The organism is Litchfieldia alkalitelluris, from assembly GCF_002153425.1.
In the GTDB taxonomy this organism is placed as follows: Bacteria; Bacillota; Bacilli; order Bacillales; family Salisediminibacteriaceae; genus Evansella; species Evansella alkalicola.
This window is the reverse complement of sequence record NZ_KZ119600.1, coordinates 2,617,014-2,629,091: the sequence shown is the minus strand read 5'-3', so window position 1 is coordinate 2,629,091 and position 12,078 is coordinate 2,617,014. Positions and strand designations below refer to the sequence as shown.

The following is a 12,078-nucleotide window of genomic DNA, read 5'->3' as shown; positions in this document are numbered from 1 at the left end:
TTAAATAATTATTTAAATTATATTAAAGATATACTTTAACTTTATTAAAGTCAAGAATTAAATTAGGAAACAATGGAAACGGGTAAAAAACCTATTAGCCTTATTTACCGAGATTTCCAGAGACTGGGTTGTAAGGTCTCATAGTTAATGAAGGTTAGACAGTAAATGCGGAATAAAATGAATTGTACTTGTTTTTAATAGGATAAAGGAATATAATGGATAGGTAATAATATTTTTCCAAGGAGGGTTGTATATGCGTAACGTAAAAAGTGTTTTCTCATATGGTCAGCTAATTGCATATGCACAGCCCGTGGAGGATGTATTTTGTTCGTAAAATAACGTCTTATATAGATGTATTTACGTTTCTTTAGAGTACTACAATGACAATCCTTGACTTCTAATAAGATAAACCATGGGCTGTGCAAACAGTAGCTCATGGTTTTTTGTGTTGGAGAAAACCGTTACTTGCGCAAGGGAGCGGTTGAAGCAAACTATCTTTTTAGGAGGAATTAGAATTGTCATTAATCAAATATGGTTGGGATGAAGAGTGGGAAGTAAAGGCATCAGCTTATTTTTCACAGGAAAAAGAATTAGTGGCTGGCAGAGTCACGCGAGAGCATAAAGGTTTGTATCAGGTTTGGACAGAAGAAGGGGCAATGCTTTCAGAGGTATCAGGAAAGTATCGTTTTGATGCAGTGGAGCGGAGGGACTATCCTGCTGTAGGGGACTGGGTTCTCTTAGCGCCACGAACTAATGAGGGTAAAGCAACCATTCACAAGCTATTACCTAGAAAAAGCTGTTTTTCTAGGAAAGAAGCAGGAACAGTAACGAATGAACAAATAGTAGCAGCAAATATTGACACGGTTTTCCTCGTCATGGCCTTAAACCAGGATTTTAATGTTCGTAGGCTTGAAAGATACATGACCATGTCCTGGGAGAGCGGTGCTAATCCAGTTATTATTCTAAGTAAAGCCGACTTATGCGAGGATCTAGATGAAAAGATACTAGAAGTTGAAGGGGTAGCTTATGGTGTCCCTGTTCATGTGGTGAGCGTAGTTAAGAATGAGGGGCTGGATCAGTTAGTGGAACTCTATATTGGTGAGGGGAAATCAGTAGCACTCCTAGGTTCTTCTGGAGTTGGGAAGTCAACAATCATTAATGCCTTACTAGGGGAAGAAGTACAAGAGGTAAAGGATATACGGGAAGACGATGCAAAAGGGAGACATACGACAACTCATAGGGAGCTATTTGTTCTTCCTGAAGGAGGTATATTAGTTGATACTCCAGGGATGCGGGAGCTTCAGCTTTGGGGTAGTGACGAAGGATACGGCTTCCAACATAGTTTTGTTGATATTGAAGGGTTCGGACGTAACTGTAGATTTAGGGATTGTATGCATAATGATGAACCAGGTTGTGCCATTCAGTTAGCGATAGAAACGGGTGATCTTGATCAAAGCAGGTTTGAAAGCTATAAAAAGCTGCAGCGAGAACTTGCTTATATAGAGAAAAAGGCAGAAGGAAAGGCAAGAATAGTAGAAAAACAAAGAGGGAAGCAACATGCCAAGTGGATCAAGCAAAAGAAAAAATGGGGATAATCAAATGATGATATTCAATTAAAGAATAAGAGGTTGGGGTGAACTGCCCCAACCTCTATGTTTTATTTGTACTCTTTAAGTATGAATAAAAAAATTAATAATGTTCTGCGTCCTGCTCTAGTTGTGAAATGAAATGCTCAAAATTGCTTCCGTTTCTCCAAATCGTTCCCCAAATATCGTCATTTTTTATTAAAATCCCCATAAACCAAATGCGCCTTAGGGTAACGAATTTTATTATCTCTTTCATATCATTTTTACTCATGCTCTTTTGACTCAGGTAACCATTCATGAAAGAGTCCCAGCATGATTGTTCTAGACTAGGGTAGTTCTGCTTTAAGTTCCACAAAAATACAGATACATCATATGCACGATATCCAAAACCACAACAATCGAAATCAAAAACCTCAAGCTTCTTGTTATCTATGTGCATATTAAAATTATGGAAATCACCGTGACAGAAACCATAATCAAGACTGTTTTTCTCATATAAGTAGTTTTTTATATTTGATATGATCGTATTGAAGGTAGCTTCTTTCTTACTACTAAATTCCCGTAATATAGGCGTAATTATATCTACAGGCCTATCTAATAAATGGGAAAGGTTTAATTCAACATCTCTCTCATAACTTGAAGTGAAAGAGTCAGTTGCTTGATGAATATTTCCTAATGTTTTTCCGATAATAAAGCAATTCTCTTCGTTAATTTCAGGTCTATCACCTTCTGTATAATGAAATAAAACTCCGTATCGAGTTCCCTCTGGTGTAGGTATTTCAGTTAGCCATAGCCCATCCTTTCGGATCAATGGTTTGGATACAGATATACCATTTTCTGAAGTATGATTGATTGCATCAAGCTCAAAGAGAATATCGGATTTTTCTCTCCAACCTTTTCTATAAATTCGAAATATATACTTCTTCCTCTCAGTAAGAATGAAGTAAGTATCATTTAACCCCCTAGTTAAAAATGAACAATTTAGTATATTACCAATGTCATAGAACCTCAATAAATATTCAATTGTTTTATTTGAAAGCAATGAATGTCTTACTTCTATAAAGTGCATTAATTTTTCCTCCAACTTTACTATGGTTTACTCGTTCAATGTCGTTGCTTCAAGTATATTTTAACACAACAATTCAGTACCTTCTGAGAGGAGTGAGCCACAGAAACTAATCTATGTATATTGAGAACAATATGACAAATCATCCCAATTCCCTGAACATAAAGGTTAATTTTAACAACCTCTTGACATACCCCATACCGTATATTATAATTCAAATATACCTAAGGGGGTATATAAAGAGGAAATAATTTGGAGGGGTTATAAATGAAAGAAATCAGAAGAAAAGTAAAACAAGAGTCACCTAATGATCCATCATATAATTATGGATCAGTTGTACCTAAACTGTTTGTGATATTCACTGTAATTGCTGCAATCGGTTGGGCAGTAAGTGTCTTCTTGACTGGTATTCACTTTTGGGTATTACCATTACCAGCAGGTTTTGATGTAACAGGAACACCTTGGGCAGTTATGACCAGTGAGTGGGCATATGTGTTAGGAATTCCATTGGCATTATTAGGGGCATTTTATTACCTTACAGTATTATTATTTTCAGGATTATGGCTATACTCTCGCAATCCCTTAGTGCTAAAAATTTTAACGCCAATTTCAGCAACAGGTGTTATAGCTTCATCATTCTTTGTTTATTTACAATTATTTGTAATTGGCGCTATTTGTCCATTTTGTATGGTGTCAGCAGCAGCTTCCACATTGCTCTTCATACTTGAGTTAATTATGTTGCGTATGAGTAAGTTACCACCACTTCGAGAATTTTTGCCTGATGTTAAGTCTGTCGTGGATAGAAGAGGCCTGACATGGTTATTCCTCATGTTTATGGTATCTGTACTTCCTGTGCTTAGCTTTTGGATTGCAACAATTATCCCAGCTCCAGGTGGATAATAGCTTCAAAAGTTTGTTCAAAAGCCCAATGTAGCTGCGCTATGCTACATTGGGCTTTTGGCTTCATCTATTTATTAATATTAATTTTCACTAGATTCCCCTAGAATAATCTCAACTCTCCTATTACGCTGTCTTCCTTCTTCATCCTCATTCGTTGCAATGGGTTCATTTTTTCCGAAACCTTTCACTTCAAAATCAAAAAAGGTTGTTTCTTCTAGGTGGGAAAGTAATGACTGATAGACATTCTCAGCTCTATTTTCAGATAAGGGTTGATTAATATCATCACCACCAATATTATCAGTGTGACCATAGATTTTTATTTGGCCACCGTATTCTTGAGTTTCAAGCCAAGTTGCTATTTCTTGAATAACACGATTACCGTCCTCAGTAATGTCACTTTTTCCAAACTCAAATAATATATCATCTGATAATAGGAGCTTCGTTTCATCTCCATCTCTAGTCACGTCAACTTGATCTGGAGCATCTTCATACTCGGGATTCAAGGGGATAATTAACTCAATTAGCTGTTCTGTTTTTCCAGCATATCTTTCTCTTACAAGATCACCTTGCATATTCTCAAACTCTTCACCATAAGTATCTAAGATTACTCTACCGCGAGGGTGATTTAAACCTGCAATAGAATTAATGATAATAAAGCCTTCATCAGTTAGGGATTTATATTCTATTGGTATTGTATATGTTCCATCTTTTTTTATTGTTGTAGTAAAGTTAAATGGATTCTGATTATGCATAGCATCTTCACTACTCTTGATATTACCGCGAAGTAGCATTCCTTCTATTAAATTTGATGACCCTTCAACGTAAACATACCTATGATCGATATCCACAATTTCACCATCTATCCAAACATTCGTTTCACCGTAATCGATAGGTGGTTCATCAAAGTCTGGCACTTCAATTGTATATACTTCTCCATTGTTTACAGGCACAACTCCTGCTGCTGATACATAGAAAATAGGTTCTATATGATAAGTTTTATAAGTTTCCACAACAAATGGTCCGTCTAAATTCTCACCTTTTTCCCCCCATAAATAGATCGCATCTCTTTTGCTTGATCATGAAGAGAAGAGATTCTAGCAGGGTCAAAACGTAGTTCAAGCGTGATAAGTTCATTTATATTCGAATCGAAGAATGATTCGTCAAATGAAGCAGAACCTCTAATGTTTCCTTCTTCATCTACTTCAATTTTTTCATAAGCTAAAGAAGTTGTAGTTGGCCTTCCTCCATATGGGGAAGCGGAGGCACGTAACTCAACATGCACATCTGCAGGTAAATTAGATTGAGCGTCAACTATGACTTTTTCATCCGTTAAGGTTAGTTTTCCAGAAAAGAAAATGTTTGGTGTAATCTCTTGATGTTCATCCACTTTGGCCATTGTTTCTTCCGTATCACCTTCGTCATCTTCAATCGCAGCCTCACCCTCTTGTTCATCAACTTCTTGATCTGCCACAGGACTATCAAGCTGATCATTACCATTAGCTTCATTTTCAGCTATTGACTCGAGATCCTCCTTATCACAAGCAACAAAATAAATTATAAAAAGAGAAATCAACAATAAAGATTTCATTACCTTCACCCTATGTACACCTCACCGATGGATAATTTTGAATTTTCTAACTAATTTTAGCATAATGCCTAAATATATCAAGAACCACATTGCCTAAATCATTGATTAAACATTATGATACTTTTGCCTTAGTACTATTAACTATTTTTAAAGATCTGCATGCAAATCGCCTGCAGTTTTTTGATTTCTCTATTAAACCACGTCAACATGGTAATGATAGATACTCCTTATTACACAACTCACAACTCCCTACTTTCTCTCTTGGCTCTCTTTACTATTTTCCAATAGAGTTAAATGTGTTACATAACACAACCCCTACATATGTAGGGTGAAAAATACAAGCTGAAACATACACGATATTTAGTGGGGTTGTTTAAAGTAACCCTATTACATATCATTGGATAATAAGTTCTAAATTTTCTGTTTATTTTATATCTATTCAGCAAAAAAGAGGTGAAAGAACTTTGTAATCAGAGAGATGACTATTCTAGTTAGTATGGCTGTACTAGAACAAAGGTTGTATTCTTTGAGAGGGGGGATTTTGTTTCAAGATAATACTATTTTTTATAAGGTGATTTGGTTTGGTTATTAACATGAGGATTTTAATGTTTACTTAAGGGGGTGCAATACTAAATTGAAAGCGATTTCATTACTACTTGCAGATTTAGCAGCACTTACGAAGCGGAAAGCCGTGCTTTTTTCAGCGATTGGGGCGTTATTAATTCCTGTCATATATGCATCCATACAACTATCTGCAACATTTGGTCCACAAGACCATGTTGAAAATTTGCCAGTTGCTGTAGTAAATAATGATCAGGGAGCAGTGTTTGGTGAAGAAGCTCTTAACGTTGGGGAAGACTTGATTGAGGAATTAAAGAGCACCCCAGGATTAGGCTGGGAGTTTGTTACTGCTGAAGAGGCGCTAAAAGGATTAGAAAACCTAGACTATTATTTGGTAATAGAAATTCCAGAGAATTTTTCTGCAAATGTTCCAACCGTACTTGAAGAAAATCCACAAAAACTAGAGTTGAACTATATTCAAAATGAAGGTCTAAGTTTTATCGGGGCAACTGTAACGTCTACGGGGTTAGAACAGATTAAATCAACTCTTTCAGCTACAATAACACAGCAGTATGCACAAACCGTATTTGATACAATTGGTGAGGTTGCAGTAGGATTTGAGCAAGCTGCAGATGGATCGAAACAAATTCATGATGGTACTATTCAGGTTTTTGACGGTACAAGTGAAATGTTGGAGTCTCTACAGGAACAATCACCAAGTATATCCGAGTTGGCTTCTGGAGCAGAGGAGTTAAATGAAGGAACCTCCCAGGTATTAACTGAGTTAAGGAATGGGGCTCCAGATATATCGAGATTAGCTAATGGAGCTGTCGATTTGAATAATGGGGCAAATCAAATTTTAACTGAGCTGAGGAATGGTTCCCCAGATATATCGAGATTAGCTAACGGTGCTGTTGAATTAAATAATGGAACGAATCAAATTTATATGGAGCTAAGAAATGGCGCCTCAGATATATCGCGACTGGCCGATGGTGCTGTGGAATTAAATCAAGGTACCAATCAAATTTATACTGAATTGAAGAACGGGGCTCCAGATGTCTCGAGATTAGCCGGTGGTACGGTGGAAGTAGATGAAGGCACAGATTTCCTTTTACAAAACTTACTAGCCAGTGAAGATGACGTTGAAAGAATGGCTGCAGGGGGCAAAGATGTTGCAGAAGGAAATCAAGATTTGCATGATGGGATTGGAGAAGTATTAGTGGGCTTACAGGGTGCAAAAGAAGGGTCAAGTGAACTCCGAAATGGATTAGGTGAATTAGAGGAAGGAAGTCAGCAATTGGCAGCTGGCATGGAAGAGTTTTCTGGGAGTATTGGACCGTTACTTGAATTGGCTGCTCTGCCACCTGATCTATTAGGTGGACTATTAGAAGCAATAGGTATAGAGCTAGATTTAAATATGTTAGACGATTTATCAAATGGCGTAGCTGATATGAAAAATGGTGCTGATCTGATTGCAGCAGGACTCGGCGACGCAAAACAAGGTATTGATGATTTAGATGATGGATTAGGCATGTTAGTAGTTGGTCAAACTGCAGTCCATGAAGGATCTACTCAATTAGTTGCTGGCTCACAGGAACTAGCGGGAGGAACAGCGTCTGTTAACAGAGGCTGGAAAGAACTAATTGCTGGTACTAGTGAGTTAAAAGATGGAACTGGTCAGTTAAAAGAAGGTGCAGGCTCGTTACTGGGAGGCTGGCAGGCCCTCACTGAAGGTGCAGGCGAACTGCATGCTGGCTCAAGTGAGATCCGCGAAGGAACTGCCAGTGTAGAAACAGGCTGGGTAGCTCTCACAGAGGGAGCAGGTGATCTTCACGCTGGATCTAGTGAAATCCGCGAAGGTACAGCAAGTGTAGAAACAGGCTGGGGAGCCCTTACAGAAGGAGCTAGTGAACTACATGCTGGCTCAGGTGAGATTCGCGAAGGAACGGCTAGCGTAGAAACAGGCTGGGGAGCCCTTACGGAAGGTGTTATTCAGTTAAATAACGGTTCAGGACAAATTCAAGAGGGAACCGCTGCCGTAGAAACAGGCTGGGGAACATTGACGGAAGGTGTAATGGAACTAAACATTGGTGCAGACCAATTGAAAGAGGGAAGTGAAGAGCTGCATACAAGCTTAGCAGCTGGGGCAGAGGAAACTGGTGCAGTGAATGTGGGAGAGGCAAACTATGATATGTTTGCAACGCCTGTAGAAGCAATCGGGGAAGTTGCGAATCCATATTCACAATATCGTAACTCAACTGCTCCATATCATATATCTATTGCTTTGTTTATCGGTATGTTGGTAATGTCACTCTTCATAAATTTTGCAAAGCCAGAACATGAACCAAGATCAGCATTCTCATGGTTCTTCAGTAAATTTTTGTTAACTGGAATATTAGCAGTAGCACAAGCGCTACTCGTATCATTTATAGTGATGTTCATTCTACGATTAGATATATTAAATGGTTTACAATTTGTGATTTTCACAATAATTGCAAGTTTAACATTTGCGATGATTATTTTATTCTTGGTCACATTAGCTGGAAATCTTGGTAGAATCATTGCTTTTGCATTGCTTGTCTTACAGTTAGGTATAACTGGAGGACCACTGCCAATTGTTTTATTACCTGAAGGGTTACAAAGTATAAGTCCGTTTGTACCTTTCACGTATTCTATTGCAGGGTTTAATACAGCTATTTCATTTTCAAACCTAGGGTATGTATTGCAAAACGCTCTAGTATTACTTGGATTCTTCGGATTGTTTGCCTTGTTAACACTCTTAACTATCTTTGTTAAAAACAGGGGAACATCGTTCTCGGAATCTAACATGGAGCGGGAGATGGCAGAAGTATAAATAGATTGACCTAGTGTATATGGGGGCACCGACATAACAGTGTTTGGTGCCTCTTTTTTATGCAAGCATCTACAAAAAACTAGGGTTGAAAAACCTGTCTCCCCCATCTGATAAGTATAGTATGATAGAATGAGTTACTATGTTTTTAGGGGGAAATATGAAAAAGATTATAATAAGTTTTAGTGTATCAATGTTTTTATTGTTTGCTACCGTTTTTTTATTAGATGAATTATCTAGTGCAAGAACCTTTCAACTTTATGGTGGTTTAGTTTCAAGTGTAGAAACAAATGAAAAGGTAGTGGCATTAACGTTTGATGATGGACCTGGTGTCAATACACAAGCAATTTTAGATATATTGAATAGGAATGATGTGAAGGCTACTTTTTATTTAACTGGTAAAGAGATAGAGAGTAGTTTTGAGGACGGAGTAAAAATAGTGCAAGAGGGGCACGAAATTGGAAATCATACATATTCTCATCCGCGAATGGTTTTCAAATCTCCAAGCTTTATTAAAGATGAAATTGAAAGAACAGATGATTTAATACGAGATATTGGGTATGAAGGAGATATTACTTTTCGACCACCTTTCGGAAGAAAATTATTTTTTTTACCACACTATCTATCAAAAAATAAAAGAGATACAATCATGTGGAATATTGAGCCTGAAACATATCCTGAGATAGCATCTGACTCCAAATATATTGTTGAGTATGTTGTTGAAAATATAGAGCCGGGATCTATAATATTGCTACATGTTATGTATGAAAGTAGAAAAGAATCGCTCCATTCAGTAGATGGTATCATAAAGAAATTAAAAGAACAGGGATATACATTTTTGACTGTTTCTGAACTACTAAATGAAGAGAGGAAGGATTAACAATAAAAGCAGAAACATACGTAACAGTAGGTTTCCTTTATAAAGGTATTTTGTGTGCCCCTAGGAGTATGATGTATTTATTCTAGGGGCACGTTGTTTAGAGATAGGATATCTCTTTTTAATCAGCTAAACTTAAGGCGGTCTTTGAGGCTTTTAAATCAACAGTTAATTGCTCTTTAAGATTATCTGGATGGTAATAGCCTTTTTCTATCATATATTGACTGATTTTCTCATGGGCTTCAATGGCATAGGTAAGTTGAGACCGTAAGACTTTCCTTACATCAGGAGATACACATTCTGTTAATGCAAAGGTGATGTTCCTAACTGCCGATTTTGTCGTAATTAGAAAGTCAGTTGCAATGACTTGATCAGTCATTCCACCCATTCCAGCCACTTTTTGTAGCATGTTAGTCACTGGGATACATCTCCTTTCTCTAATAAGTTTGATAATTGTTTTATGTGCTGTTTCCCCGCTTTTACATCATCAGAAAGAATATCTTTTAATTGCTCACACCCAACTAATCCCTTCATAGTAGTAGCTTTTGTTAAACAGAGGTTTTTGAATGTAAGAATTTCATGTAGTTCTAGCCGTTCATGGAGAGCTAAATTATCGGCCATTTTTCTCACTCCTACTTTATTTATTCTATTATCTTTTTTTAGCTTACGTAATCTATGCATTATTATACGACTTTCTATATGCTATTTAAAATTATAGATTATGCATAGGTAACCGTATTAGTGGGAAAATATCTTTAGTTTAACAATTCCATTTTAAAACGCATTTTAAAATTTTCATTAATAATAGCTCTTATTTTGAAAACGAAATATGAGGAGGTATTCTGTGGGACAGGAAGATTTAGCATACCATGAAATGATGGATACGCATGAACTATTAAATCTAAAAACTGTTGCTCTATTAAAGTCAAAGATGATGCAGGGAATTGTCTTTGATCAAGACTTACGTCATTTATTAGAAAAAAACGTACAAATGTCTATCGTTGATGTAAAGGAGCTTCAACGACTCTATCATTATTCAAAAACTGACAACAAAGAAGGTAATAATGATGAATGATTACTTAGACCCTATTAATTCTATTGGAATGCCAGAGCAAGTTGATTCAGCTATAGCCCTCGATTTATTAATTACTGTTAAAGAAGCGGTTCGAAACTACTCTGTTGCTTTAACGGAGGCAGCGAGTCCTGAGGTACGTACGGTCATTAGAAACCAAATGGAGGCAGCATTGGACTACCAAGCAGAGGTAATTGACTTAATGATCGAAAAGAAATGGTTTCATCCTTATGATATAAGTGAGCAGCAAGTACTTGACTTAAAAGCTGCACAAACAGCGATTGACATAGCTAATCTCAAGCTCTTCCCAGAAAACACAAATCGAAAAGGGTTATTTCCAACCCCACCACAATAATGAGGAGGAGAGAAAATTAATGAAAGCTGTTACTTATCAAGGAGTAAAAAATATTGTTGTAAAAGATGTGGAAGCCCCAAGTATACAAAAGCCAGATGATATTATCGTTAAGTTAACTAATACAGCTATATGTGGATCTGATTTACACCTCATTCATGGAATGATTCCGAACATTCAAGAAAACTATATCATTGGCCATGAACCAATGGGAATTGTGGAAGAGACAGGTCCTGAAGTAACAAAAGTAAAGAAGGGGGATCGTGTTGTTGTTCCCTTTAATGTAAGTTGTGGGAAATGTTGGTTCTGCGAAAACGAATTAGAAAGCCAATGTGATGAAGCCAATGATAATGGTGAGATGGGTGCATACTTTGGATATTCTGGCACAACTGGTGGCTATCCTGGGGGACAAGCGGAGTATATGCGTGTACCATATGGGAATTTCACCCCTTATAAAATCCCTGAAAATAGTGAAGTGGACGATGACAATTTAGTCCTCATTTCTGATGCTGGAACAACTGCTTATTGGAGTGTGGATAATTCAGGAATGAAAGAAGGGGATACGGTCATCATTTTAGGTTGTGGACCTGTAGGGTTGTTAGCGCAAAAGTTTGCATGGCTAAAGGGCGCAAATCGAGTAATTGCTGTCGATTACATAGGTTATCGTCTAGAACACGCGAAGCGGACAAATCAAGTGGAAATCGTTAATTTTGAGGACTATGAAAATGTAGGATCTTTTCTTCATGACATGACAAAAGGTGGTGCGGATGTTGTCATTGATTGTGTTGGGATGGATGGAAAGATGACGGATCTAGAATTTTTAGCAACTGGTCTGAAGCTTCAAGGGGGTTCGATGGGGGCACTGGTCATGGCTAGTCAAGCAGTTAGGAAAGGCGGCAACATTCAAGTCACAGGTGTTTATGCTGCTAGATACAACGCCTTCCCGTTTGGAGACATTTTTCAAAGGAATGTTAATATCAGGACAGGGCAAGCTCCAGTAGTCCATTATATGCCTTACTTACATGATCTCATTGCAGATGGTAAGGTAGATTTGAGTGATATTATCACACATAAACTTCCATTAGAAAAAGCGAAATATGGATATGAAATTTTCGATACGAAAATGGAAGATTGTATTAAAGTCGTTTTACAGCCTTAACGTGAGGAATGGTGTATTGTGGAGAATATAAAGAAGATAGCCACTGGGCTATCTTCTTAAAATAAG

The 12,078-nt window shown here is 37.3% G+C and carries 12 protein-coding genes; 7 read left to right on the top strand and 5 right to left on the bottom strand.

Annotation, left to right across the window (positions count from 1 at the left end; translation table 11 throughout):
- The first annotated feature begins 515 nt into the window (after positions 1 to 515).
- Positions 516 to 1,595 carry a ribosome small subunit-dependent GTPase A gene (gene rsgA / locus BW724_RS12545; protein ID WP_088075542.1) on the top strand — a complete coding sequence of 360 codons (1,080 nt, stop codon included), beginning with the start codon at positions 516 to 518 and terminating at the stop codon, positions 1,593 to 1,595.
- A gap of 94 nt (positions 1,596 to 1,689) precedes the next feature.
- On the opposite strand, the gene BW724_RS12540 is transcribed toward rsgA, so the two are convergent.
- Positions 1,690 to 2,655 (bottom strand): phosphotransferase enzyme family protein, encoded by a 966-nt coding sequence (locus tag BW724_RS12540; RefSeq protein ID WP_088075541.1) that lies wholly within the window; start codon positions 2,653 to 2,655, stop codon positions 1,690 to 1,692.
- Between the two features lie 264 nt (positions 2,656 to 2,919).
- Here BW724_RS12540 and BW724_RS12535 point away from each other — a divergent pair, with 264 nt between their 5' ends.
- Positions 2,920 to 3,552, top strand: a complete 633-nt coding sequence (locus BW724_RS12535; RefSeq protein ID WP_088075540.1) for a vitamin K epoxide reductase family protein — start codon at positions 2,920 to 2,922, stop codon at positions 3,550 to 3,552.
- An 80-nt stretch (positions 3,553 to 3,632) separates the two neighbouring features.
- Here BW724_RS12535 and BW724_RS12530 read toward each other — a convergent pair whose 3' ends face one another.
- The gene (locus BW724_RS12530) at positions 3,633 to 4,562 is read right to left on the bottom strand and encodes an OmpA family protein (RefSeq protein WP_088075539.1); all 930 of its coding nucleotides are present in this window, start codon (positions 4,560 to 4,562) and stop codon (positions 3,633 to 3,635) included.
- Positions 4,563 to 4,576: 14 nt separating this feature from the next.
- Positions 4,577 to 5,149: a hypothetical protein gene (locus BW724_RS12525; protein WP_088075538.1), complete on the bottom strand. Its 573-nt coding sequence runs from the start codon at positions 5,147 to 5,149 to the stop codon at positions 4,577 to 4,579.
- Between the two features lie 625 nt (positions 5,150 to 5,774).
- On the opposite strand from BW724_RS12525, the gene BW724_RS12520 reads away from it, so the two are divergent.
- Entirely contained in the window at positions 5,775 to 8,555 is a 2,781-nt protein-coding gene (locus BW724_RS12520) for a YhgE/Pip domain-containing protein (RefSeq protein WP_088075537.1), read from the top strand.
- Between the two features lie 157 nt (positions 8,556 to 8,712).
- The gene (locus BW724_RS12515) at positions 8,713 to 9,432 is read left to right on the top strand and encodes a polysaccharide deacetylase family protein (protein ID WP_088075536.1); all 720 of its coding nucleotides are present in this window, start codon (positions 8,713 to 8,715) and stop codon (positions 9,430 to 9,432) included.
- A 118-nt stretch (positions 9,433 to 9,550) separates the two neighbouring features.
- Here BW724_RS12515 and BW724_RS12510 read toward each other — a convergent pair whose 3' ends face one another.
- Positions 9,551 to 9,847, bottom strand: a complete 297-nt coding sequence (locus BW724_RS12510) for a spore coat protein (RefSeq protein ID WP_088075535.1) — start codon at positions 9,845 to 9,847, stop codon at positions 9,551 to 9,553.
- Positions 9,844 to 10,050 (bottom strand): hypothetical protein, encoded by a 207-nt coding sequence (locus BW724_RS12505; protein ID WP_088075534.1) that lies wholly within the window; start codon positions 10,048 to 10,050, stop codon positions 9,844 to 9,846. Before BW724_RS12505 ends, BW724_RS12510 begins: the two co-directional genes overlap by 4 nt.
- Positions 10,051 to 10,273: 223 nt before the next feature.
- Between BW724_RS12505 and BW724_RS12500 the strand changes: the two genes are divergently transcribed.
- The 3 genes from BW724_RS12500 to BW724_RS12490 are packed head-to-tail and all read left to right on the top strand — an operon-like array spanning position 10,274 to position 12,012.
- Entirely contained in the window at positions 10,274 to 10,504 is a 231-nt protein-coding gene (locus BW724_RS12500) for a spore coat protein (RefSeq protein WP_088075533.1), read from the top strand.
- Positions 10,497 to 10,856 carry a spore coat protein gene (locus BW724_RS12495; protein ID WP_088075532.1) on the top strand — a complete coding sequence of 120 codons (360 nt, stop codon included), beginning with the start codon at positions 10,497 to 10,499 and terminating at the stop codon, positions 10,854 to 10,856. The genes BW724_RS12500 and BW724_RS12495 overlap by 8 nt, the downstream gene beginning before the upstream one ends.
- A 19-nt stretch (positions 10,857 to 10,875) precedes the next feature.
- Positions 10,876 to 12,012, top strand: a complete 1,137-nt coding sequence (locus BW724_RS12490) for a zinc-dependent alcohol dehydrogenase (protein ID WP_088075531.1) — start codon at positions 10,876 to 10,878, stop codon at positions 12,010 to 12,012.
- Positions 12,013 to 12,078 lie beyond the last annotated feature (66 nt).

What these genes read in the sequence shown, in the direction of transcription:
- BW724_RS12515 (WP_088075536.1), top strand. Translation starts at nt 8,713, where the DNA reads ATGAAAAAGATTATAATAAGTTTTAGTGTATCAATGTTTTTATTGTTT.
- BW724_RS12535 (WP_088075540.1), top strand. Translation starts at nt 2,920, where the DNA reads ATGAAAGAAATCAGAAGAAAAGTAAAACAAGAGTCACCTAATGATCCA.
- BW724_RS12490 (WP_088075531.1), top strand. Translation starts at nt 10,876, where the DNA reads ATGAAAGCTGTTACTTATCAAGGAGTAAAAAATATTGTTGTAAAAGAT.
- BW724_RS12495 (WP_088075532.1), top strand. Translation starts at nt 10,497, where the DNA reads ATGAATGATTACTTAGACCCTATTAATTCTATTGGAATGCCAGAGCAA.
- BW724_RS12540 (WP_088075541.1), bottom strand. Translation starts at nt 2,655, where the DNA reads ATGCACTTTATAGAAGTAAGACATTCATTGCTTTCAAATAAAACAATT.
- BW724_RS12505 (WP_088075534.1), bottom strand. Translation starts at nt 10,050, where the DNA reads ATGGCCGATAATTTAGCTCTCCATGAACGGCTAGAACTACATGAAATT.